Here is a 22689-nt window from a genome sequence, read left to right as displayed (position 1 = left end):
GGGCTCAGCCCGAGTGGTGGCGCCCGATCGGCAGCACCAGCGGCGTCCGCGAGACCGGGTCCTCGATCACGCGCGACTCCATCCCGAACACCGCGCGCACCGTCTCCGGCGTCACCACCTCGGCGGGCGTGCCCGAGGCGTACAGGGCTCCGTCGCGCACGGCGACGAGGTGGTCGGCGTAGCGGGCGGCGAGGTTGAGGTCGTGCAGCACGATCACGATGGTCGTCCCGCGCGAGCGGTTGAGGTCGGTGAGCAGGTCGAGCACCTCGACCTGGTGCGACACGTCGAGGTAGGTCGTCGGCTCGTCCAGGAGGAGCACGTCGGTCCGCTGGGCGAGGGCCATCGCGATCCACACCCGCTGGCGCTGCCCGCCCGAGAGCTCGTCCACGGGGCGGTCGGCGAGCTCGAGCGTGCCGGTGTCGCGCAGCGCCTCCTCGACGATCGCGTCGTCGTCCGATCCGGAGCCGCGGCCGAAGAGGCCCCGGTGCGGGTAGCGGCCCCGGGCGACCAGGTCCGAGACGGCGATCCCCTCCGGCGCGATCGGGGTCTGCGGCAGCAGCCCCACCTGCTGCGCGACCTGGCGCGTCGGGAGCCGGTGGATCGCGCGCCCGTCGAGCAGGACGCTCCCCGAGCGCGGGGTGATCAGCCGCGCCATCGCGCGCAGGAGCGTCGACTTGCCGCAGGCGTTCGCGCCGACGATCACCGTGATCCGGCCGGGCGGCACGGCGAGCGAGAGCCCGTCGACCACGACGCGCTCGTCGTAGGCGAGGGTGACCGCGTCGGCGGAGAGGGTGGGCGGGGCGTCGGTCACAGGGAGCCTCCGGAGCGGTTGCGGCGGGCGAGGAGCCAGAGCAGGAAGGGCGCGCCGAGGGCGCCGGTGACGACGCCGACCGGGAAGCGCGCGCCCGAGAACAGCGCGCCGACGACGTACTGGGCGAGCAGGTCGGCGGCGAGCACCACGACCGCGCCGACCAGGGCGGAGGGGATCAGCAGCGTGCGCGCGCTCGGCACGATCCGCCGCGCGATCGGCCCCGAGACGAAGGCGACGAACGCGATCGGGCCGGTGGCGGCGGTCGCGACGGCCACGAGGCCGACTCCGACCGCGAGCAGGGCCAGCCGGCTGCGCCGCACGTCGAGCCCGAGCGCGGTCGCCGACTCGTCGCCGAGCTGCAGCACGCCGAGCCGGCCCGAGAGCAGCAGCGCCAGCGGCACCAGCACGAGCATCGTCAGCGCGAGCGGCGGGACGGAGGGCCAGGCGGCCGAGTTGAGGCTGCCGGTCAGCCAGCGCAGCGACTCCTGGACGTCCTCGAAGTCGGCGCGGGTCTGCACGTAGGCGATCACGCTCTGGAACATCGCCGCGACGCCGATGCCGATGAGGATCAGCCGCGCCCCGATCACTCCGCCGCCCTCGGCCAGCCCGGCGATGATCAGGGCCGTCGCGAGCCCGGCCGCGACCGCGATCACCGAGACCGCGCCTCCCGAGAGCCCGAAGAACGCGATCGCGACGACGGCCGCCGCGCTCGCCCCCGAGGTGATGCCGATGATGTCGGGGCTGGCGAGGGCGTTGCGCAGCATCGTCTGGAAGATCACGCCGCCCATTCCGAAGCCCACGCCCACCAGGACGGCGGTGATCGTGCGCGGCAGCCGCAGCGTGCCCACGGTGAAGGAGGCGCCCGGCACGGTCTCGCCGAGGATCACGCGGACGACCTCCGGCACCGAGTAGACCGTGCTGCCGACCGTGAGCGAGACGACGACGAGCGCCAGCGCGAGCACCGCGAGGACCGCGCAGCCGATGACCGTGCGTTGACGGCGCAGCGTGCGGCCGGCCGCGATGCCGACCGCAGCGGGCGCCTCCGCGGTCCTCACAGCGCCCGCACCTTCGAGCGGCGCACGATCGCGATGAGCACCGGGGCGCCGATCAGCGCGGTCACGATGCCCACCTCGACGTCGCTCGGCCGGGCGACCACGCGGCCGACCACGTCGGCGACGAGCAGCAGCAGGGCGCCGAGCAGAGCGGAGGAGGGCAGCAGCCAGGCGTGCGCGGGGCCCGTGACGCGGCGGGCGAGGTGCGGGACGACCAGGCCGATGAAGCCGATCGGTCCGGCGATCGCGGTCGCGGCGCCGCAGAGCAGCACGGCCGCGAGCCCCGCGACCAGGCGGATGCGCCCCACGCGCCGGCCGAGGCCGGTCGCCAGGTCGTCGCCGAGCGCCAGGGCGTCGAGCCCTCGCGCGCTGGAGAGGGCCAGCACCGCGCCGACCGCGAGGAACGGGAGGACCTGCAGGATGCTCGCGGTCTCGGCGCCGCCGACTCCGCCGACCTGCCAGAAGCGGAAGCGGTTCAGCGTGGCCTCCTGGGTGAGCAGGACCGCGCTGATGAGGGAGGTGAGCGCGGCGGCGGTGGCGGCTCCGGCGAGGGCGAGCTTCAGCGGAGTGGCGCCCTCGCGGCCGAGCGACGCGACCGCGTAGACGCACGCCCCGGCGGCGGCGGCTCCGAGGAACGCGAGCCAGATGAACTGCGGCAGGCTCGTCGCGCCGACCCCGGCGATCCCGAGCACGACCGCGAGCGAGGCGCCCGAGTTGAGGCCGAGGATGCCCGGATCGGCGAGCGGGTTGCGGGTCAGGCCCTGCATCACGGCTCCGGCGAGCCCGAGCGCGGCGCCGACCAGGATCGCGAGGACCGTCCGCGGCACCCGCCCCTGCACCGCCGCGTCGACGATGGACGCCGGATCGGGCGAGGTCAGCGCCGGCCAGACCTCGCCGAGCGGGATCTCGCGGGAGCCGTACACGAGCGAGAGGACCGAGGCGACGGCCAGCGCGACGAGGGCGACCGCCAGCGCGGTCGCCCTCGTCTTCCGGGTGGGTGCGGTGCGGGTCACGACACCTTGTCGGCGGCCGCGGCGAGGCCGGCGGTGTACTCGTCGAGCACCCACGGGATGCTGAGCAGGTTCGGCGACGAGGTGGCCATGGCGGCGGAGGAGCCGTCCTCCAGCACGTAGACGGAGCCGCGCTCGACGGCCGGGATCTTGGAGAGCAGCGGGTCGGCCTGCAGCGCGGCGAGGGTCGTGTCGTCGCCGTAGACGACGAGCACGTCGGCGTCGAGCTGGTCGGCGTTCTCGGAGCTGATCGTGCCGCTGAACGCCTCCGAGTCGCCGGATAGCTCGGCGACGCTCGGGGCGACGTCCAGCCCCAGGTCCTCGACGAACTTCACGCGCGCGTCGTTCGGCGTGTAGTAGGTGAAGGTGCTCGCGTCGGTCGGGTCGTACCAGCCGTACATGAACGTGGTGCCCGCGAGCTGCGGGTAGGACGCGGTGGTCTGCGTGATGTCGCTCTCGATCTCGCCGACCTTCGCGACGGCCTCGTCCTCGAGGCCCAGCGCGGCGCCGTCGAGCTTCGCGGAGTCCTGCCAGGTCGTGCCCCAGGGCAGGCCCGGGTAGGCGACGGTGGGGGCGATCTGGCTGAGGGTGTCGTAGTCCTGCCGGGTGATGCCGGAGTAGGCCGAGAGGATCACGGTCGGGCTGAGGTCCGAGATCGCCTCGAAGGGCACGCCGTCGGTCTCGTCGAACAGGGTCGGGGTCTCGGCGCCGGAGGCGTCGAGCGCTTCCTTCGTCCACACCAGCAGGCCGTCGCCGTCCTCGTCGCCGTAGGAGGCGCGGGTGAAGCCGACCGGGGTCACACCCAGCGCGAGCGCCACGTCCTGGTTGGTCCAGCTCGTCGCGACGACGCGGTCGGCCGACTCGACGGTGGTGCTGCCGAAGGCGTGGTCGACGGTGACGGGGAAGCCCTCGCTGCTCTCGGCGGCGCTGCTCTCGGACGTGCCCTCGGAGCCGGCGTCGGCTCCTCCCGAGCAGGCGGTGAGCAGCAGCGCGGCGAGGCCGAGCGAGGCGACGGCGGTCAGGCGGAGGGGGGTGCGAGTGGCGGGCACGGCGATCCTTCGAAGGGGGTGGTGTGGGTTGCGAAGGTTAACCTAACCTAACCGCCTGGACGGGGCCAGTGGCCGAGGGGATCAGCGGACGGGTCGCGCCTCCGCCGCCGCGTCCATCCGTCGCCCGCGGCCCGTGCCCGCCGCGGGGACGGGCCGCTGCTGACGGATCGATCGCGGGTGCGGCCCAGCGGGAGCATCGTTAGCGTGGAGGTCCGCGCCGATCGCCGGCGCCGAGGGGAGCCCCATGGATCAGACCGTCGAGATCGACGCCCGGGCGGAGGCCCTGCGCGCCGACCCCGAGAGCTTCGCCGCGATGGACGCGCTCTGGCGCAGCGTCTACGCCCTGCCGATGTGGTGCTTCATCGCGCGGGGGCCGGACGACGCGCCCACCCCCTTCGTCGGCGGCCTGGAGTCGGGGCCGATGGTCTTCGCCTTCACCACGGGGGAGCGCGCCCGCGCCGGGGCGCTGCACGCCGGCCTCTCCGACGAGGACGCGTCGCGCGTGCTGAAGGTGCCGATGCCGGCCGCGCTCGAGTGGATCGCGGCGATGGGATCCTCCGGAGTCGCGGGAGTGGTCTTCGACCTGCCCCGCTTCGGGTACTTCGCGCCCCTCCAGAACCTGCTGCCGATGCGCGACTTCATGGCGGCGAACCCGCCGGCCTGAGCCCCGCCCCGTCGAGACCAGCGGATCCGCCGATACCAGCTGATCCGCCGGTTGTCGCCGCCCCGAACTGGTCACTGGACGACACCCGAGGATGGTGGGCCGGAGGCGCGCCCGTCCTCCGAGGACGAGGCCGGGAGACGCCGATGGGGAAGCTGCACTACGACGGATCGGTCGAGATCGACGTCGAGGACCGGGTGCTCGCCCACCTGCAGATCGTCCTCACCGCGAAGCTGCGCCGGGGGGAGTCGTGCCTGCTCACCTGGCGCGACGAGAACGGGATGAGCGACGGCCGCAGCGCGATCTGGCTGCACCCCTCGCACACGCTCCGCTACACCTACGCCGGCGGCCGCATGCCCCGCATCAACCCCGCCTGGATCTCGGCGCTCACCGATCTCGCGAACTCCGCCGGCGGCCTCCGCTTCGTCCCCGAGCCGCCGGAGCCCGTGCATCCCCCCGGCGGGAGCGCTCGCCGGTGACCGGCGGCCGGCCCCGTGCCCGGCCTCGGGCTCAGCAGCCGGGGTCGGCGGTGTCCGCGTCGAGCGCCGCCGTGGTGCCGAGCGCGATCAGCGACTGATCCGTCGCGACCGCGACCCTCGGGAAGCCGAGCGCTCGCAGCAGCCCGGCGCGCTCGCGGTCGCCCGCGTAGGCCCCGGCGCCCTTGCCCGCGCGCCGGGCCGCCGCGGCGATCCTCGGCAGCGGGTCGTCCGGTCCGTCCGCGGCGAGCAGGTCGGACAGGTCCCGTCCGAGGCCGATCGCGAGGTCGAACGGGCCGACGAACACTCCGCTCACGCCCGGCACCGCGAGGATCCGATCGACGGCGTCGAGGCCGGCCTGCGTCTCGATCATGACCCAGAGCGCGGTGCGCGCCTCGGCGGCCGACGGGGGAGCGGCGCCCCAGAGATCGGTCATCGGTCCCCAGCTGCGGCGGCCGAGCGGCGGGTAGTGCGCGGCGCGGACGGCCGCGAGCGCCTCCTCGACCGTCTCGATCATCGGGACGACCACGATGTCCGCTCCGGCGTCGAGCGCCCTGCCGATCAGCGCGTCGGAGAGCCCGGCGACCCGGACGCCGACGGGCGGCCTCCCGCTCACGGCGCCGAGTGCGCGAAGGGAGGCGAGGACCGCGGCGTCGTCGAACGCGCCGTGCTGCGCGTCCAGGCACAGCCACGCGGGCCCGCCGCGAGCGATCTGCGCGACCGTCAGCGGCTCCCCGAGCCGGCACCACACCCCGTCGGCCCGTCCGTCTCCGAGAACCCGTTCCGCATCCACGGGTCCGATCCTCGCGCACGGGGCGCCGCCTAGGCGAGGACCGCCAGTGCCGTCGACAGGATCCCGAGGACGACGCCCGCCCCGAGCAGGATCAGCCCGGACAGGCGCAGGGCCCGCACCGCGTCGCTCCACCGGTGCAGGCGGATGCGGTGCGGATCCTCCTCGCGGTAGTGCACCTCCCGCTGGTCCGACCGCGTCGGCGTCAGCGGGTCCCCGGCGGACAGCGGACGCGACCGGACCTCGCCGGCCCGGGTCACCCAGTGCAGCGCGAGGGGCGGCCCCTCCTCGAGGTAGGCGGTCGTCGTCAGCCAGCGTCCGTCGATCAGCGCCGCGACGAACGCGGCGAGCAGGAACAGCACGCCGAGGGGGAGGGTGACCAGCGAGAGGGCCTCGGAGATCGTCTCCAGCATGCAGCGTCCCTCCGACCGGATCCGGTGCTGAGCGTACCGAGTCGGCGGCCGGCGCGTCCGCAGTGGGACGCGCCCCGCCGCCGAGCCCGCGGGCCTCAGCCCCAGGCGACCTCGAGGTCGACGACGAACGTCACTCCGAAGCGATCGCGCAGCATCCCGTAGAGGGGCGACCAGGCCGCCGGGGCCAGGGGCACGACGACCGCCGCCCCCTCCGAGAGGCCGTCCCAGAGGCGGTGCAGCTCGTCGGCGTCGGAGCCGCGCAGCGACACGAACACCGGGATCGTGCCCGGGTCGTAAGCCGTGTGCGCGGGGACGTCGTACGCCATGACGCGGAAGCCGGCCTCGGAGACGACCTGGCCCCACATCAGCTGGTCGGCCTCGTCGGGCGCGGTGACAGCGTTCGCGTCCGCGTAGGACATCGCGTCGACTCGGCCTCCCGTGACCGAGGCGTAGAACTCCAGTGCCTCGCGGGCCTGTCCGCGGAAGTTGAGGTGGGTCGTCGTGGTGATGCTCATGGTGCGCTCCTCGCAGTCGTGCCGGGTCGATCACCCGGTGCCCCGACGCTCCCAGGAGAAGAGGACGGTGACGGTCCTCTTCTCGGAATACCCTCGGGACGTGCCCACGACGACCGAGCGGCTCCTCCTGCTCCTCTCCCTCCTGCAGACCCGCCGCGACTGGCCGGGCGGAGTGCTCGCCGAGCGCCTGGGGATCGCGCCGCGCACGGTGCGTCGCGACGTCGACCGACTCCGCACGATGGGCTACCGGATCGACGCGGCGAAGGGCCCCGACGGCGGGTACCGGCTCGAGGCCGGCGCCGAGCTCCCGCCGCTGCTCTTCGACGACGAGCAGGTGCTCGCCCTCACCGCCGCCCTGCGCGCGCCGATCGCGGGGCTCGAGGAGGCGTCGGCCCGTGCGCTGGCGACGGTGCGGCAGGTCCTGCCCGCCCGGCTCCGGCCCCGAGCTGATGCGCTGCGCTTCACGGTCGCGGCGGCGCCGGCTCCCGCGGTCCCCTCGGAGCGGCTGGTCGCGGTCGCGGCGGCCGTCCGGGCCTCGGAGGTGCTCCGCTTCGCGCACGCGGAGGCGGTGCGCCGCGTCGAGCCCCACCACCTGGTCGCGCGTCAGGGCCGCTGGTACCTCATCGGCTTCGACCTCGACCGCGACGACTGGCGGGTGTTCCGCGTCGACCGGCTCGAGCCGCGCTCACCCCGCGGTGCCCGCTTCCGCCGCCGGGCGCTGCCGGTCCGGAGTCCCGCCGAGTTCCTGGAGGCGCGGTTCCGCGGCGGAGCGCCCGGGGAGGGGTGGCCGTGCCGCGGCTCGGTCGTGCTGACGGCGCCCGCCGCCGAGGTCCTGCCCTACGCGGGCGACGGGGAGGTGGAGGACCTCGGCGACGCGGGCTGCCGACTCGCCCTCGGCGCCTGGTCGTGGGAGGCGCTCGCCGCGTCGTTCGGCCGGTTCGACGCTCCGATGGCCGGGGCCGAGCCGCCCGAGCTGGCCGCCGCGTTCCGCGTGCTCGCGGAGCGGTACGCCGCGGCGGGAGCCTGACCGGACCGCGGCGGCCGTCCTCCGCCGCTACTTCACCGAGTACCGGGCGCTCCCCGTGCTGCCGTCCGCCGTCGTGACCGTCAGCGTCCAGCAGGTGCCCCGCTTCGCGGGCACCGTCCACGCCTTCACGTAGCGGTTCGTCGCGGTGTCGTAGCGGAGGCGTCCGGTCAGGGTGGTCGTCGGCGCTCCGGTGAGGACGGCGCCGGCGGTGCAGGAGGTCTGCTTCTGCGTGACGCTGCGCACGTCGGCGAGGGCGGAGTGGCGGAACGTTCCCGCGGAGGACGTCGAGGTCACCTGGAACGTCATGCCGGTCGCGGCTCCGGCGGCCACGCTCTTCACCGAGGTGCTGAGCCCGCCGATCGTCCACGGGGTCACGGTGTAGGACGCGGTGAAGGTCGAGACGTTGCCCGCCCGGTCGGTCGCGGTCGCCCGGTACACGTGCGGACCGACGGAGCGGCCGCCGCCCGTGATCACGCAGTCGCCGGTGAGGCCCGAGAGCGCGTCGTCCGCGAGGCAGCGCGCCTCCGGGAGCACCGTGCCGTAGGGGTAGGACCCCTCGGGCCTCGACGTGAACGAGAGCCGCGGCTTCGTGGTGTCGATGGCGATGCCGCTGCGGGTCGTCGTGGCGCGGTTGCCCGCGTTGTCGACGGCGGTGCCGGTGACGCTCTGGCCGGGGCCCTCGCGCAGGATCCGCGCGGGGGTGCAGCTGCGGACCCCGGAGCCGCTGCCGTCGGCGCAGGAGAAGCCGACGGAGACGGGGGAGCGGAACCAGCCCGCGGCGTTCGGAGCCGTCGGCGCGGTCGTCGCGGCGATGGTGGGGACGCCGGTGTCGACGATCCGGTAGGTCGCGGCGGCGGTCGTGGTCAGTCCTCCGGGGTCGGTCCAGGTGCAGGTCGCCGTGCGGGTGCCGAGGCCGTTCACGAGCGTGCCGGTGACGACGGCCTCCTCGCTGAACGTTCCGCTCTCCGCATCCGTGATCGCGCAGGCGGCCCTCGGCTCCGAGCCCTTCTCGTAGGAGGCGCCGTCGGTGGCGGAGGCGACCGTCACGACGGGCGGGGTGTTCGCGGGGACCACGGTGACCGTGTGCGGCACGCCGGCCGTGGTGCCGTACGCGTTCCGCGCGCTCACCGTGAAGGTGGAGTCGCCTGCGGTGGTCGGCCTGCCCGAGACGACGCCCTCCGGCGAGAGGGTCACCCCCGCGGGAAGGGCGCCGGACGAGACCTCGAAGGTCGCGGCCGGGCCGGACGCCGTGAAGGTCGCGGAGTAGCGGGTCCCGGTCTTGACGAGCGTCTCGGCGGTGTCGGCGGTGAGGGTCGGCAGCGGGCCGATCGCGAAGGCGTGGTTGAAGCCGACCGCGATGCCGGTGGCGCCGGTGATCCCGGCCGGGACGTCCAGCTCCGTGTCGCCGTCGGGGTGAAGGGAGACGACGGTGCCGTCGGACGTCAGCAGGACGCTGAAGCCGATGCCGGCGGCGATCGCGGTGATGCCGCCGAGATCGGCGGGGACCCGCGGCAAGCCGGAGTCGGCGGGGTCGCCCCAGGTGACGACGGTGCCGTCCCGCTTCAGGGCGAGGCTGTGGGAGTAGCTGACCGAGACGGCGACGACGTCGCGGAGGCCTGCCGGGGCGGTGTACGCGCCCCTGTCGTCGCCGCCCCACGCCACGACCGTCCCGTCGGCGCGCAGCGCGAGGCTGTTCCAGCCGCCCGCGGCGATCGCGACCACTCCGGAGAGACCCGCCGGCACGTCGGTCGCTCCGAACTGATCGGAGCCCCAGGCCGCCACGGTCCCGTCGCCCCGCAGAGCGAGGGTGTGGTAGCTGCCCGCGGCGACGGCGGTCACGCCGCCGAGTCCGGCCGGGACGTCGGTCTGGCCCTGACGGTCGTCGCCCCACGCGACGACCGTCCCCTCCATCGTGAGGGCGATGCTGTGGAGGTACCCGGTCGAGATCGCGGTCACCTCGCGGAGCCCGGCCGGCACGTCCCGCTCGCCCTCCAGATCCGCTCCCCAGGCCTCGACCGTCCCGTCGGTGTGGAGCGCGAGGGTGTGGCTGTAGCTGCTCGCGACGTCCGTGAGGTCGGACATGCCCGCCGGCACGTCCCACTCCCCGTTGAGGTAGCGCCCCCAGGCTGCGACGCCGTTGGCGAGGTGGTCGTTCCCGACCGGCACCGGGTCCGGCTCGGCGGAGGCGAGGGGAGCCGCGGTGCCGGCGAGCAGCGCGACGGTCGCGGTCAGAGCGAGCAGAGTGCGGCGCAGACCCGCGGCGGTGCGGGCGGGGCGCGGAGAAGCGGGGTCGGTCACGGGCTCACGCTAGGGGCCGGCTCTCCTCCGCGGCGGGGGCGGGGGCGCCCTGTAGCGGACATGTCCTCTAGAGGGCGGAGCGCCGCTCCTCCAGGGCGGAGCCCGTCCCCTCCAGGGCGGAGCCTGGCCCCTTGAGGCCCGCGGCGGAAGGGCTTGCCCGGATCCGCGGCGGGGGATTGGCTGGAGGACAGGAGAGAGAGGTGTCACCATGACGCAGACCTTCCCCGCCTGGTTGCGGGATCAGCAGAAGAGGGACGACGAGGTCGGCCGCTTCGCGCAGGCCTTCGGCGGTCGCGACGACCTGCCCGAGCACGGCGGCCGCGCGATCTACGACGGCTACTTCGCCAGCGAGCCCGAGTCGGCGCAGGCCGATCTGGACCGCGCCTGGATGGAGTTCGAGGCGCACCCCGAGCCGTCCGCCACGTCCGACGAGCCGGAGGGACTCCGATGAGCGACCAGACCCCGAGCCCCGTCGAGGACCCGGACGACCAGTCCGACAAGCCGTCGCAGGCCGAGGGCGAGGACGAGCGCGACACCCCGCACGAGGTCCTGCCCGCCGAGGGCAAGCCCTCGAAGGCCGAGGGCTGAGCCGACGCACTGAGCCGACGCACTCCCCGGAGGGGCGAATCCTGCAGAGGGTGCGCCCCTCCGTCGCGTCAGCGCCCGGTGACCGCCAGCAGCTCGTGCGCCGCGGCGCTGTCCGGGTAGCGGGAGAGCACGCGCTCCAGATCGCGCCGAGCAGGAGCCGTGCGCCCGTCCGAGAGGAGCGTGCTCGCGCGCTCGAGCAGCGCCTCCGCCCGCAGCTCCACGGGACGCGCGCTGGTGACGGTCGGGCGCACCACGCGGTCGAACGCCTCGAGGGCGCCCTCGATCGGGCCGAGCTCGCGGAGAGCGACGCCGCGGCGGATGAGCACCGCGGCGGAGGCGGCGTCCACGTTCTCGACGGGCGCCGAGAACTCGGCCACGTCGCTCCAGCGGCGGCGGGCGGAGTAGAGGGAGGCGAGCGTCGACGCCGCGAGGGTCGACGGCTCCAGGGTCTCGACCGCCACGACAGCCGCGGTCGGATCCATCGGTGCTGCCAGCTCGGCGTAGAGCAGGCGCAGCGCCGGGGCGTCGAGCGGCACCTCCACGTCGAGGCCGCCGCTCAGCGGCAGGCGGACGGTCAGCGCGATCCCGTAGCGGCGGAGGAAGGAGTCGGCCGACGGGTCGTAGCGGATGCGCACCAGCCAGCCGGTGAGCCGCAGAGCGCGATCGTCGTCCGCGGAGTGCAGGGCGTCGCGGACGAGCTCGACGACGGCCGCGAGGCGCGAGCCCTCGGGGGAGCCGGTGGTCGCCTCGTGCAGGTCCTCCGCCGGCGCCCCGGCGCGCACGAGCCGGAGCAGGGGCGCCTCCCACGCCGGAGCGAGGGCGGAGGGGCGCACGAGACCCGGCCCGCCGGGCATGCTGAGCCAACCGGACAGCCGGGAGCGGTGGTCCTCGGGGGAGAGCGGGTCGCCGGCCGCCCGGAGCCGGGGGCGCGCGAGGGCACGGAGCTCACCGCTCCGCCGGAAGCCGACTGCCACGGCCGATCCCCCTCCGCGTGCGGCGGCGGCTGAGGACCGTCGATCCGCCGAGTCTACGGCGTCGCCCCCCGCCGTCACCCCCGAACGGGGAGCGACGCGCTGGCGGCGATCCCCCGCCTCCCGTCGTCGCCCCCCGGCGCTGTCAGGCGCCGATCGAGCCCGCCGTGCGCAGCGGCATCACGTCGGGCTTCTCGGCGGTGCTCGCGATCGTCACGACCGCGTTCTCCTCGTTCGAGCGGAGCACGGCGTCCATGATCTCGAGCACGTGCAGGGCCACGCGGCCGGAGGCGCGGTGCGGGCGGTCCTCCGCGATCGCCTCCGCGAGGTCGGCCAGTCCCACTCCGCGACCGGTGTCGATCACGCCGGCGGAGTCGGGGACGACCCGCCAGTCCTCGTCGCGGACGGCGACCTCGACCGGGTCCGAGAACATGTTCGGATCCGGGACCGAGATGGTGCCCTCGGTGCCGTAGACCTCGAACTTCGGGGCCCGGCTGCGCCAGACCTCGAAGCTCACGGTGACGGTGGTGGCGACTCCGCTCGCGTGCTCGAGCAGCGCGGTGATGTGCGTGTCGATCGTCACCTCGATCGGCGTGCCCGCCTTCGGCCCGGTCTCGATCGTGCGCGGGCGGTCGGAGCGGGTGGCCAGGCCCGTGACGCGGACGACCGGCCCGAAGAAGTGCACGAGCGCCGTCAGGTAGTACGGGCCCATGTCCAGCAGCGGGCCGCCGCCGGGCTGGTAGTAGAACTCGGGCGCCGGGTGCCAGCGCTCGTGGCCGGGAGCGGCCCAGTGCACCTGCGCGGCGATCGGGGTGCCGATCGCTCCGGAGTCGAGGGCGAGGCGCGCGGTCTGCACGCCGGTCCCGAGCACCGTGTCCGGGGCGCTCGCGAAGCGCAGGCCCAGCTCGTCCGCGAGGTCGAGCATCGGCGCGGCCTCGGCCGGGTTCAGCCCGAGCGGCTTCTCGGCGAAGACGTGCTTGCCCGCCTTCAAGGCGCGGGTGCCGATCTCGACGTGCGCCGCCGGGATCGTGAGGTTCAGCACCGCGTCGATCTCCGGGTCGTCGATCAGCGCGTCGACGGTGAGGGCGCGGACGCCCTGCTCGTCGGCGACCTGCTGCGCCCGCTCCTGGTTCAGGTCGGCGACCGCGACGAGGCGGAGGCCGGGGAAGGTCGGGAGGTTCGCGAGGTACTGCTCGCTGATCTTCCCGACGCCGATGATGCCGACTCTCAGCGGGACGCCCACAGCATTCCCCTCTCGATGATCGTGCGGACGTTGTCGTCCTGGAGGATCTCGACGCGGTGGCCCGGCGTCGAGACGAAGATGCGGCCCTCGCCCCAGAGGCGGGTCCAGATCGCGGGGGAGGTGATGGGGCGCTTCCACGGGTCCCACGGGCGGACGGCCTGCGTGGTCGTGGCGAGCACGTCGTTGTAGTCGTCGTGCAGCACCCAGTACTGCTCCGTGACCAGCTCGAAGTCGGAGATGCCCTGCGTGATCGGGTGGTCGGCGGCGAGGGCCGTCATCTCGATCGTGTGCGGCATGTAGTTGTCCGACTGCTCGCCGGTGCGCTCGTCCGGGTGCTTGCCGGGGTGCGAGGCGAACTGGCCGCCGATCAGCTGCAGGTAGTCGGAGTTGTCGCGGTAGGAGTCGGCGATCCCGCCGTGCCAGCCGGCGAGGCCTGTGCCGCGCTCGACCGCCGCGCGGAGGCCCAGGAACTCCTCCCACTGGATGGAGGTCATCGTGTTCGACTGCACGATCAGGTCGACCGTCCGCATGTAGGCCTCGTCGGCGTACACGGCGGTCGACTCCTCGACGCGCACGTCGTAGCCGTTGTCGCGGAGGAACGGCAGGAACAGCTCGGTCGCCTCGACCGGTTGGTGGCCGTCCCAGCCCCCTCGGACGACGAGGGCCGTCTTGCCGGGAGTGGTCGGGGAGTGGTCGGTCATCGTCGTCCTCACGTGCGGGCGGATCGCTCCGCGGTTCGTCATCGAACAGGACTTGCGCAACTTCTGTGCGGGAGCCCCGGCGTCCGACCATCATGCACCGCGGTTCCCGGCGGAGCAAGCCGTCCTGGCGCAGGGCTAGTTGCGAAAGTCGGTATCCGCTACGGTGAGCACATGCCCGACCACGACGACGTCTCCGGAGCGACCACCCGCCCGACCATGGCGCTGATCGCCGAGCGCGCCGGGACGAGCGTCCCCACCGTCTCGAAGGTGCTCAACGGCGGCACCGACGTCTCGGAGGCGACCCGCCTGCGCGTGATGGAGGCGGCGCACGCGCTCGGCTACCGCCGCCGCCCGCGCCTGCGCCCGCCGGTCGAGGATCCGCACTCCGCCCAGATCGTCGACGTCGTCGTCGGCCACATCGGCGGCACCTGGATCGGACCGGTCCTCGAGGGGATCGAGGCCGAGGCCTCCGCCGCCGGGGTCGACCTGGTGCTCACCCGCGCCCGCGACGACGGCGCCTGGATCAGCCGCCTCCTCCGCCGCCCCTCGCTCGGCGCCATCGTGGTGCTGGTCAACGTCTCGGCCGCGCAGCTGCACCTGCTGACCACCGCCGAGCTGCCCGTCGTCGTCGTCGACCCCAGCACGCGGCCGCCGGCCGACGTCGCGAGCGTCGGCGCGACCAACTGGGACGGGGGCCGCATGGCCGCCGAGCACCTCCTCGACGCCGGCCACACCCGCTTCGGCGTCCTCGGCGGCACCCGCACCCAGCTCTACAGCAGCGCCCGGATCGACGGCTTCACCACCGCGCTCCGCGCCGCCGGGGTCGAGGATCCGCGCGTCGCCTACTGCGACTGGGACCGCGAGCTGGCCCGCGAGGCCGCCGGGCTGATGCTCGCCGAGCCGGACGCGCCGACCGCCTTCTTCGCCTGCTCCGACGTGATGGCGCTCGGCGTCTACGAGGCCGCCGACGACGCCGGCCTCCGCATCCCGCGAGACCTCAGCGTCATCGGCTTCGACGACGTCGAGGAGTCGGCCTGGGCGACCCCGCCGATGACCACGATCCAGCAGCCCATCGGCGAGATGGGCGCCATCGCCTTCCGGATGCTGCACCAGGCGCACCGGTCGGCGACCCCGCTCGCCTCGGGAGCCTCGGCCACCCGCATGGAGCTGGAGACGCGGCTGATCCGCCGCGCCTCCGTCGCACCCGTGCGCGTCTAGCGCCGCCCGCGGGCCCTCCCGCCTCCCGCCCTCCCCGAGATCGATGCGTCACGATCGGCCCCTCTCCCGCGCCCGTGACGACCGTTCGTGACGCATCGACCCCGGCGGGCGCCGCGGTCGGTGGCGACCCGGGTCGCACCGCCTATGCTGCCCGGATGCGCAGCGCGACCGGGGGGATGGTGGTGGGGTCGTTCGTCTCGCGGATCCTCGGGTTCGTCCGGCTGGCGCTCCTGGTCGTGGCGGTCGGCGGCACGAGCGCGTCGGTCGGCGGGCAGGTGTTCGAGGTCGCGAACTCCGCGCCCACCTACCTGTACGGGCTCATCGCGGGCGGGGTGCTCGGCGCGGTGCTCGTGCCGCAGATGGTCCGGGCGCGGGCCGACGGACCGGAGGGCGTGCGGACCCTCGAGCGGCTGCTCACCGTGTGCCTCGGCGGAGCGGCGCTCCTCACGGCCGCCTGCACGCTCGCGGCGCCGCTGATCGTCGGGCTCTACGCCGGGGGCTGGTCGGCCGACTGGGCTCTGCTCGCCACCCAGATGGCCTACTGGTGCCTGCCGCAGATCTTCTTCTACATCGTCTTCGCCGTCTTCTCGCAGCTGCTCAACTCCGCCGAGAAGTACGGGCCGGGCGCGTGGGCGCCCGCCTGCGCGAACGTGATCTCGGTGCTCGGGATCGCGGTGTTCCTCCTGATCCACCCCGAGGCGGCGTCGACACCCGCCGACGAGTGGACGCCGGAGATGGTGGCGCTCCTGTGCGGCACTGCCACTACGGCGATCGTGGTGCAGGGGGTGATCGCGGTCGCGTTCTCGCGGTCCGTCGGCGTCCGCCTGCGGCCGCGCTTCGGCGTCGCCGGGCTCGGCGGAGTGTCGCGGGACGCGGTCTGGGTGTTCCTCGGCGCCCTCGTCGCAGAGGTGTCGTACATCGTCGTCTCGAACGCGGCGACGGCGGCCGGCCAGGCCATGAACCGCGCCGGCGTCGACGGGCCGAGCCTCAACTCCTTCTCGAGCGCGCAGCTGCTGCTCCTGCTGCCGCACGGCATCCTGGTCGTCTCCGTCGCCACGGCGATGTTCACGCCGCTCAGCCGGGACCTGCACCGCGGCGATCGGGCGGCCGCGGCGGTGAACCTCCGACGGACCGAGGACGCGGTGCTCGCCGTCACTCTGCTCGCGACGCTCCTGTTCGTCGCGGCGGCGCCACTGCTCACGCAGCTCGTCTTCGGCACACCGGTGATCGGCGGAGTCCTGCAGCTGCTCGCCCTGAGCCTGGTCGGCTTCAGCCAGACCTACGTCCTCAACCGGGCGATGTTCGCGCTGGGTCGGGCCCGCGACTCGCTGGCGACCCAGGTCGTCTCGGCCGTCGGCGTCGCGGTGGGGGCGCTCGTCGGCGGGCTCCTCCTGCCTGCCGAACTCGTCGTGCCGGCGATCGCGGGCGGCACCGCCCTCGGGACCACGGCCGCGTGGGCCCTCGCCCACTGGCTGGTCCGGCGCCGGATCGGCGTCGTGCCGCAGCCGACCCGGGACCGCCGCGCCGCTCTCGTCGCGGCGCTGGTCACAGCCTGCGCGTCGGTGCCGCTCGGCCTGCTGCTCGCCGTGCCCGCCGACCGCCTCGCGGCCGGCGCCGTGCTGCTGCCGGTCGGACTCGCGATCACCGCCCTGTTCGTGGTCGTGCACCGGGTCGTCGGCGGGCGCTGGCTCTGGTCGCTGGTGCTCGCGCCGCTCTGAGGGGCTGCGCGTGCGGTCCCGCAGCCCCGACCCTCAGTGCCCCGCGCCGAGGTTCCCGGCGAGGCGGCCGTGCATCCGGGTGGAGGCGTCGTTCATCCCCTCGATCACGGCGCGGGTGCCGTGGCGCTCGTACTTGGTGGTGACGGCGTCCAGCGCGGCGACGGTCGAGGCGTCCCAGATGTGGGAGCCGGAGAGGTCGATCACGACGTGCGCGGGGTCCTCCGCGTAGGAGAACTGCGTGGTGAGGTCGTTGCTGGAAGCGAAGAACAGCTCGCCGGTCACCGTGTAGTGGGCCGTCGATCCGTCGGCCGAGAGGGTGCGCTCGACGGTGGCGAAGTGGGCGACCCGGCGGGCGAAGACGACCATGGCGGCGAGGACGCCGACGACGACTCCGATCGCCAGGTTGTGGGTGAGGACGACCACGACGACCGTGGCGATCATGACGACCGTCTCGCCCACGGGCATCCGCTTCAGGGTCGACGGGCGGATGCTGTGCCAGTCGAACGTCGCCACCGAGACCATCACCATCACCGCGACCAGCGCGGCCATCGGGATGATCGCGACGAGGTCGCCGAGCGCGACGACGAGGATCAGGAGGAACACGCCGGCGAGGAAGGTCGAGATGCGGGTGCGGGCGCCGGACGCCTTCACGTTGATCATCGTCTGGCCGATCATCGCGCAGCCGCCCATGCCGCCGAACAGGCCGGAGAGCACGTTCGCGGCGCCCTGCCCGAGCGACTCGCGGGTCTTGCGGGAGGGGGTGTCGGTGATGTCGTCGACGAGCTTCGCAGTCATCAGCGACTCGAGGAGTCCGACGAGCGCCATCGCGACGGCGTACGGCGCGATGGTCGTGAAGGTCTCCCAGGTCAGCGGTACGTTCGGCAGGAACAGCTCGGGGAGGCTGCGGGGCAGCTCGCCCTGATCGCCCACGGTGGGGACGGCGACCGCCGTCACGACGACCGCCGCGGTGATGAGGACGATGGCGACGAGAGGCGCCGGAACGGCCTTCGTCAGGCGCGGCATCACGACCATGATCACGATCCCGACGGCGACCAGCGGGTAGACCAGCCAGGGCACGCCGATCAGGTTGGGGATCTGCGCCGAGAAGATCAGGATCGCCAGCGCGTTCACGAATCCGACCATCACGCTGCGGGGGATGAAGCGCATGAGCTTCGCCACTCCGAGCAGCCCGAGCACGATCTGGAGCACGCCCGCGAGGATCACCGTCGCGATGAAGTAGTCCATCCCGTAGTCGCGGGCGACGGGGGCGATCACGAGGGCGACGGCGCCCGTGGCGGCGGTGATCATCGCGGGGCGTCCGCCGAGGAACGCGATCGACACGGCCATCACGAACGACGAGAAGAGGCCGACCCGCGGATCCACGCCCGCGATGATCGAGAACGAGATCGCCTCGGGGATGAGCGCGAGCGCGACCACGAGGCCGGCGAGGACCTCGCGGGTCAGGATGCGGGGGGTGCGCAGCGCCGTCATCACGGTGGGCTCGGCGTGAGGGCGGGCAGGGGTCTTCGAGGCGAGGGCCATCGCGGCGGCTCCAGGGAGTGGGAGGGGTGCTCGACGAGGAGCGCGGAGGGCTGCGGCATCAGGTCGGCGGAAGCGGGCGGGGATGCCAAGCTTGCAGAGGCGTGTCAGCAGCACGGGCAACCCTACCCTCACGTAAGGGTAGATCTGAAGGGGTGAGCAGGATCGGCACCATGCACATCGGCGAGCTCGCCGAGCGGACCGGCCTCTCGCTCCGGACCCTGCGCCACTACGACGAGATCGGCCTCGTGAAGGCGTCCGGCCGCACCGAGGGCGGCTTCCGCCTCTACACGTCCACCGACTACGACCGCCTGATCCTCATCCGCCGCATGAAGCCGCTCGGCTTCTCGCTGGAGGAGATGGCCGCGCTGCTCCGCGTGATCGACACCCTCGAGGCCGAGGGCGACGACGCGCCGGCCGAGGTCCGCGCGCAGCTCGACGCCTTCGTCGCGCAGGCCCGCGAGCGCCGCGAGGCGCTGAGCGCCCAGCTCGCGATGGCCGACGAGTTCGTCGAGCTGCTCACCAGCCGCTGAGCCCGGCCACCTGCGCGATCGATGCGTCGCGAACGGCTTCCCTTCGCCTCCGATGACGACCCTTCGCGACGCATCGGATCCCGGGAGCGCGGGAGAGCCGCTCAGGTCGCGCTCGCGTCGGGCAGCTGCTCCGGGCAGTCGCCGCCCGGCTCGGTGGCGAGCTCGAAGTGCCAGATCTCGTTCGCGTAGATCTGACAGAGCCCGTAGTCGGTGCCGTGCTGCGCGAGCCGGCTGTCTGCGTCCGTGTAGCCGATGTCGACCGCGCCGCCGGTGAGGTGGGCGGAGGAGGTGACGGATGCGACGCGGCGGCCGCGGCCCGACGGCGGCCGTCAGCCGCGCGGGCCGCGGGCCAGCAGGGCGTGCAGCAGCGGCAGCGCCGACGCGATCATCAGCACCGTGCCGAAGCCGCTGTCGTCCGGGCGCACGACGGCGCCCGCGATCAGCAGGCCTGCGAACAGCACGGCCGAGATCACGCGGCGGACGGTGCCCTCGAGCCGGTTCAGCCGGCGCTCGATGGTGGGGACGGTGACCGCGAGCTCGCCGTCGTCGAGGGTCGTGACGAGCTCGTCGAGCCGGCGCGGCAGGCGCCAGATCAGGCCGAGCGTGTCGACGGCCTGCTTGCCGACGTCCTGCACGACGGAGCCGCGCTCCTCGCGGATCAGCTGCTGCGCGTAGGGCTCGACCGAGTCCCACAGGTTGAAGGCCGGGTCGAGCGCGCTGCAGACGCCCGAGGTCAGCGACATCGCGCGGATGACGAGCAGGAAGTTCTCGGGGAGCTGGAACGGCAGCGCGCGCACGACGTCGCCGAACTGCACGGCGAAGTCGCGGAACTCGCGCGGATCCACCTCCCGCAGCTCGGCGAAGCCCATGCCGCCGAAGCGGGCGAAGAGCTGCGTGAGCGCCCGCTCCAGCTCGCGGGAGTCGGCCGAGGGGAGGAGGACGCCGACCGCGCGGGCCGCGTCGACGAGCCCCTTGCCGTCGCGGGAGGCGGCGGCGATCAGCATCCGGCGCAGGCCCGCGCGGGTGCTCGGCGGCACCTCGCCCATCATCCCGAAGTCGATGAAGGTGAGGCGCCAGGGCAGCTCGCCCCCGGGGGTCGGCGTGACGAAGACGTTGCCGGGGTGCGGATCCGCGTGGAAGTAGCCGTTGGTGAAGAGCTGGTCGAACATCACGGCCGCGAAGACCGGAGCGACCTCCCGCGGGTCGATCCCGGCGGCCAGCAGCGCGGCGTGGTCGGTGATCTTGATCGCGGTGACGTCCTCGAGCGTGAGGACCTTGCGGGTCGAGCGCTCCCAGACCACGTCCGGGACGGCCACCCGGGCGTCGCCCGCGAAGTCGGCGGCGAAGCGGACGGAGTTGGCCGCCTCCTGCAGGTAGTCGATCTCCTCGAGGCTGGTGACCGCGAACTCCTCGACGAGCGCCGGGGCGTCGACGCGGTCCGAGACCAGGCGCACGTGGCTGAGCCAGCCGCCGACGCGGCGCAGAGCCGCGAGGTCGACCTCGACGATCTGGTCGATCCCCGGCCGCTGCACCTTCATGATGGCCGCGGAGTAGCCGGTGTCCTCGGCGTCGGCGGGGGAGAGCCGGGCGCGGTGGGCCTGGCCGAGCGAGGCGGCGGCGACGGGCGACTCGTCGACTCCGGCGTACGCGCGCTCGAGCGGCAGCCCGAGCTCGGACTCGGCCAGCGCCCGGATCCGCGGGAACGGGACGGGCGGGACCTCGTCCTGCAGCCCCTCCAGCTCGCGCGTGATCTCGGGCGGCAGCACGTCCAGGCGCGACGACATGAACTGGCCGACCTTGATCATCAGGCCGCCGAGATCGACCGCGAGCACGTGGAAGCTGCGGGCGAAGCGGCGCATCCGGCCGGGCCGGGTGCGGAGCGCGACGCGCGTGAGCCCCACCCGCGGCAGGAGCAGGTCGAAGAACCAGGTGACCGCGAGATGCCACGCGGCGAAGCGGAGGATCCGGCGGTAGCGCCGCCGGTCCTCCCGCTCTCGGTGGCCCGGGGCGGCAGGACCCGGGCTGACCGAGGCCACCCGGGTCAGTCCTGCGCGAGGATCGCGTACAGGCGGCGGCGCACGTCCTCGAGTTCGGCGACGGCCTTGCGGATCTGCTCGGGGGTGCCCGAGCGTCCGACCTGGGCCGCGGCCTGGGCGAGCTCGAGGCCCGCCTTGGGCAGGGCGCCGAAGTCGACGTGGTCGGAGTCGTTCCACGGGGTCGAGGTGCCGTGCTCGGCGACCGTCGCGCGGCCGGCGTCGGTCAGCGTGTAGGTCTTGCGGCCGTTCTGCTCGTCGGCCGTGATGAGGCCCTCGTCCGCGAGGAGCTGGAGGGTCGGGTAGACCGAGCCGGGGCTCGGCTTCCAGTCGCCTCCGCTGCGCTCCTCGATCTCGCGGATGATCTGGTAGCCGTGCATGGGCTGCTCGGCGAGGAGCGCGAGCACCGCGGTGCGCACGTCCCCGCGGCCGACCCGGGAGCCGACGCGCTTCTCCATGCGGGAGCGGGCCTGCTCCATCGCGCGCCAGATGCTCTCGATGGGCGTGCCGGTGCCGAACGCGCCGGTCGATGACGATCCGTTCATGATGACCTCCTGTTTCTCCGAACGATACTCAGCGATATGGGTGGCGACTGTGAACGACTGCCGCGTCGGCTCAGAGCTTCGCGAGCTTCGCCCGGGCGACGAGGAACAGCCCGTACATGACCAGTCCCGCGCTGACCAGGGTCAGGGCGATCGTGCCGTACGGAGGGACGTCGAGGAAGCGGATGGCCCCGTCGAGCCCGGTCGCCTGGCGGGCGTCGCCGGTCAGCGCCGCGACCACGAAGATCCCGCCGGCCAGGCCCAGAGCGAGCCCCTTCGTGATGTAGCCGGTCGCGCCGAGGATCAGCACTGCCGTCCCCGTCGGGCCCTCGGGGATGCGGACGAGCTTGCGGAAGCCGCGCCGGATCCCGATCGCGACGAAGCCGATCCCGCTGCCCAGCACGATCCCGCCGACGATCACGAGGATCACGACGCCGACCGTGCTCGTCAGCAGCTCGGTGTTGATGCGGCGGATCGTGGCCGAGGAGCTCGTCGAGCCGCCGAGCGCGAAGACGAGCGTGGTGCCCGCGAGCGTGAGCGAGGCGAAGCCCTTGCCCGACTCGACGATCCGGCGGCCCAGGCGGGCGGGGAGCCCCGGCGCGGAGGAGCGCCCGCCGAGGGAGAGCTGCCAGAGCCCGAGCGCGACCAGCCCGACCAGCGCAGCCCAGACCACCACGAGCCCGACGGGGGAGTCGGCCATGCGCCCGATCGCTCCGGACGCGTCCGCCTCCCGCGAGGTCTCGTCGCTGACCGCGACGCGCAGGGCGAGGCCGCCGATCAGGAGGTGGATCAGTCCGTTCACGGCGAATCCCGTGCGGGCGAGGCGCCGGAAGCGCCGGGTCCGGACTCCGGCGCGCGGCGACGGCACGCTCGCAGTGGACATCGCGCAACCCTCTCATCCCCGGCCGCCCCGGCGCCTCCTGACCCGCCGACGCGCGCGTGGCAACCCTCTCCCCGGCCGGGTGCCCGAGTCGTGGGATGGAGGTGCGGCGCGGTTCGCACCGCAGCAGGACGAGAGAAGGAACCCCATGCGTGCACGCCGACGTCGCGCGGGCGGTCGCCGAGGGCCGAGGCGGGGCGGACCTCCCGGACCGGTCCCGGGCAGGGGAGGGCGGCGACGATGACCGGAGCGACGCTCCTCGTCCGCCGCCCGTCGAGCCCGGCCTCGCGGGTGCTGGTGCTCCACGCGACCGCGGTCGAGCTGGAGCTGCTGGTGGCCGCGCTGCTCGGGCTCGCCGAGGAGACGCCGTGCCTGGACGTGCGGGTGGCGGCGAGGTCGCGGGCGGCGCTCCTGCTGGCGACCGTCGATCCGGAGGCGGCGCTGCCGCTGGCCGAGGCGCGGCGGGTCCGCGTCGGGCTCCGCCGCGAGCGCGAGGAGCTGGAGCGCGGCGGGGTCGGGTGCCGGCACGTCGTCGAGGCGCGGGCAGGCCGTCGGTGAGGGGATGCCGGGATGTCGGCTGATCGGCGTCTCCGCGGTGCTGAACGGGGGGTGCCCTGATCC

At 74.0% G+C, this 22689-nt stretch carries 24 protein-coding genes; 9 read left to right on the top strand and 15 right to left on the bottom strand.

The genetic code is table 11. The features are described 5' to 3' along the window. Nucleotides 1-4: 4 nt before the first annotated feature. From C5C56_RS13155 to C5C56_RS13140, 4 genes are read right to left on the bottom strand one after another with little or no spacing between them, the layout of a single operon-like run. On the bottom strand, nucleotides 5-811 hold the full coding sequence (locus C5C56_RS13155; RefSeq protein ID WP_104297731.1) for an ABC transporter ATP-binding protein: 807 nt from the start codon (nucleotides 809-811) through the stop codon (nucleotides 5-7). Further along, nucleotides 808-1866, bottom strand: coding sequence for an iron chelate uptake ABC transporter family permease subunit (locus tag C5C56_RS13150; protein ID WP_104319754.1), 1059 nt, complete (start codon nucleotides 1864-1866; stop codon nucleotides 808-810). The genes C5C56_RS13155 and C5C56_RS13150 overlap by 4 nt, the downstream gene beginning before the upstream one ends. Then, nucleotides 1863-2876, bottom strand: coding sequence for an iron ABC transporter permease (locus C5C56_RS13145; protein ID WP_104319753.1), 1014 nt, complete (start codon nucleotides 2874-2876; stop codon nucleotides 1863-1865). Before C5C56_RS13145 ends, C5C56_RS13150 begins: the two co-directional genes overlap by 4 nt. Continuing rightward, entirely contained in the window at nucleotides 2873-3922 is a 1050-nt protein-coding gene (locus C5C56_RS13140; RefSeq protein WP_181027213.1) for an iron-siderophore ABC transporter substrate-binding protein, read from the bottom strand. Before C5C56_RS13140 ends, C5C56_RS13145 begins: the two co-directional genes overlap by 4 nt. A gap of 244 nt (nucleotides 3923-4166) precedes the next feature. Between C5C56_RS13140 and C5C56_RS13135 the strand changes: the two genes are divergently transcribed. Both C5C56_RS13135 and C5C56_RS13130 read left to right on the top strand, forming a co-directional pair. Continuing rightward, nucleotides 4167-4586, top strand: a complete 420-nt coding sequence (locus C5C56_RS13135; RefSeq protein ID WP_104224305.1) for a hypothetical protein — start codon at nucleotides 4167-4169, stop codon at nucleotides 4584-4586. A gap of 143 nt (nucleotides 4587-4729) precedes the next feature. Further along, entirely contained in the window at nucleotides 4730-5062 is a 333-nt protein-coding gene (locus C5C56_RS13130) for an ATP-dependent DNA ligase (RefSeq protein WP_104224304.1), read from the top strand. Between the two features lie 31 nt (nucleotides 5063-5093). Here the strand turns inward: C5C56_RS13130 and C5C56_RS17960 are convergent, their stop codons facing one another. The 3 genes from C5C56_RS17960 to C5C56_RS13120 form a co-directional block, all read right to left on the bottom strand. Continuing rightward, nucleotides 5094-5852, bottom strand: a complete 759-nt coding sequence (locus tag C5C56_RS17960; protein WP_181125668.1) for an HpcH/HpaI aldolase/citrate lyase family protein — start codon at nucleotides 5850-5852, stop codon at nucleotides 5094-5096. Nucleotides 5853-5881: 29 nt separating this feature from the next. Further along, on the bottom strand, nucleotides 5882-6262 hold the full coding sequence (locus C5C56_RS17955) for a hypothetical protein (RefSeq protein WP_181137606.1): 381 nt from the start codon (nucleotides 6260-6262) through the stop codon (nucleotides 5882-5884). A gap of 95 nt (nucleotides 6263-6357) precedes the next feature. Then, nucleotides 6358-6777: a VOC family protein gene (locus tag C5C56_RS13120; protein ID WP_104224302.1), complete on the bottom strand. Its 420-nt coding sequence runs from the start codon at nucleotides 6775-6777 to the stop codon at nucleotides 6358-6360. Between the two features lie 100 nt (nucleotides 6778-6877). Between C5C56_RS13120 and C5C56_RS13115 the strand changes: the two genes are divergently transcribed. Beyond that, nucleotides 6878-7804, top strand: coding sequence for a YafY family protein (locus C5C56_RS13115; RefSeq protein ID WP_258065677.1), 927 nt, complete (start codon nucleotides 6878-6880; stop codon nucleotides 7802-7804). Nucleotides 7805-7831: 27 nt separating this feature from the next. Here the strand turns inward: C5C56_RS13115 and C5C56_RS13110 are convergent, their stop codons facing one another. After that, nucleotides 7832-10102: a PxKF domain-containing protein gene (locus tag C5C56_RS13110; RefSeq protein WP_104247746.1), complete on the bottom strand. Its 2271-nt coding sequence runs from the start codon at nucleotides 10100-10102 to the stop codon at nucleotides 7832-7834. Nucleotides 10103-10310: 208 nt separating this feature from the next. Between C5C56_RS13110 and C5C56_RS13105 the strand changes: the two genes are divergently transcribed. Together C5C56_RS13105 and C5C56_RS17950 are read left to right on the top strand one after the other, a co-directional pair. Further along, complete coding sequence (locus C5C56_RS13105; RefSeq protein ID WP_104227148.1) at nucleotides 10311-10553, top strand: hypothetical protein; 243 nt, start codon at nucleotides 10311-10313, stop codon at nucleotides 10551-10553. Next, on the top strand, nucleotides 10550-10690 hold the full coding sequence (locus tag C5C56_RS17950; RefSeq protein WP_159940045.1) for a hypothetical protein: 141 nt from the start codon (nucleotides 10550-10552) through the stop codon (nucleotides 10688-10690). Before C5C56_RS13105 ends, C5C56_RS17950 begins: the two co-directional genes overlap by 4 nt. 68 nt (nucleotides 10691-10758) lie before the next feature. On the opposite strand, the gene C5C56_RS13100 is transcribed toward C5C56_RS17950, so the two are convergent. The 3 genes from C5C56_RS13100 to C5C56_RS13090 all read right to left on the bottom strand — a co-directional run bounded on the left by C5C56_RS13100 (nucleotide 10759) and on the right by C5C56_RS13090 (nucleotide 13605). Further along, nucleotides 10759-11664 (bottom strand): tol-pal system YbgF family protein, encoded by a 906-nt coding sequence (locus C5C56_RS13100; RefSeq protein ID WP_104288670.1) that lies wholly within the window; start codon nucleotides 11662-11664, stop codon nucleotides 10759-10761. A 142-nt stretch (nucleotides 11665-11806) separates the two neighbouring features. Further along, nucleotides 11807-12904 carry a Gfo/Idh/MocA family protein gene (locus C5C56_RS13095; protein ID WP_104319750.1) on the bottom strand — a complete coding sequence of 366 codons (1098 nt, stop codon included), beginning with the start codon at nucleotides 12902-12904 and terminating at the stop codon, nucleotides 11807-11809. Then, on the bottom strand, nucleotides 12889-13605 hold the full coding sequence (locus C5C56_RS13090) for a ThuA domain-containing protein (protein ID WP_104224320.1): 717 nt from the start codon (nucleotides 13603-13605) through the stop codon (nucleotides 12889-12891). Before C5C56_RS13090 ends, C5C56_RS13095 begins: the two co-directional genes overlap by 16 nt. Nucleotides 13606-13776: 171 nt before the next feature. Between C5C56_RS13090 and C5C56_RS13085 the strand changes: the two genes are divergently transcribed. After that, the gene (locus tag C5C56_RS13085) at nucleotides 13777-14823 is read left to right on the top strand and encodes a LacI family DNA-binding transcriptional regulator (RefSeq protein ID WP_104224297.1); all 1047 of its coding nucleotides are present in this window, start codon (nucleotides 13777-13779) and stop codon (nucleotides 14821-14823) included. Between the two features lie 155 nt (nucleotides 14824-14978). Next, a complete protein-coding gene (gene murJ / locus C5C56_RS13080; RefSeq protein WP_104319749.1) occupies nucleotides 14979-16541 on the top strand; it encodes a murein biosynthesis integral membrane protein MurJ in 1563 nt (520 codons plus the stop codon). A 33-nt stretch (nucleotides 16542-16574) separates the two neighbouring features. Here murJ and C5C56_RS13075 read toward each other — a convergent pair whose 3' ends face one another. Next, complete coding sequence (locus tag C5C56_RS13075; protein ID WP_104227143.1) at nucleotides 16575-18083, bottom strand: SulP family inorganic anion transporter; 1509 nt, start codon at nucleotides 18081-18083, stop codon at nucleotides 16575-16577. 170 nt (nucleotides 18084-18253) lie between these two features. Between C5C56_RS13075 and C5C56_RS13070 the strand changes: the two genes are divergently transcribed. Beyond that, entirely contained in the window at nucleotides 18254-18613 is a 360-nt protein-coding gene (locus C5C56_RS13070; RefSeq protein ID WP_104227142.1) for a MerR family DNA-binding transcriptional regulator, read from the top strand. 329 nt (nucleotides 18614-18942) lie between these two features. Here the strand turns inward: C5C56_RS13070 and C5C56_RS13060 are convergent, their stop codons facing one another. From C5C56_RS13060 to C5C56_RS13050, 3 genes are all read right to left on the bottom strand, one after another. Beyond that, on the bottom strand, nucleotides 18943-20649 hold the full coding sequence (locus C5C56_RS13060; RefSeq protein ID WP_104227141.1) for an AarF/ABC1/UbiB kinase family protein: 1707 nt from the start codon (nucleotides 20647-20649) through the stop codon (nucleotides 18943-18945). 5 nt (nucleotides 20650-20654) lie between these two features. Then, nucleotides 20655-21191: a PadR family transcriptional regulator gene (locus C5C56_RS13055; RefSeq protein ID WP_104224292.1), complete on the bottom strand. Its 537-nt coding sequence runs from the start codon at nucleotides 21189-21191 to the stop codon at nucleotides 20655-20657. Between the two features lie 70 nt (nucleotides 21192-21261). Next, nucleotides 21262-22071 (bottom strand): DUF1206 domain-containing protein, encoded by an 810-nt coding sequence (locus C5C56_RS13050; protein ID WP_104227140.1) that lies wholly within the window; start codon nucleotides 22069-22071, stop codon nucleotides 21262-21264. A 237-nt stretch (nucleotides 22072-22308) separates the two neighbouring features. Here C5C56_RS13050 and C5C56_RS13045 point away from each other — a divergent pair, with 237 nt between their 5' ends. Then, nucleotides 22309-22626 (top strand): hypothetical protein, encoded by a 318-nt coding sequence (locus C5C56_RS13045; RefSeq protein ID WP_104319748.1) that lies wholly within the window; start codon nucleotides 22309-22311, stop codon nucleotides 22624-22626. Nucleotides 22627-22689: the final 63 nt, after the last annotated feature.

The sequence above is a fragment of the Rathayibacter sp. AY1D1 genome, assembly GCF_002932635.1.
Lineage (GTDB): Bacteria > Actinomycetota > Actinomycetes > Actinomycetales > Microbacteriaceae > Rathayibacter.
Note: the sequence above shows the minus strand (reverse complement) of the source record. Positions and strands in the feature narration are given on the sequence as shown.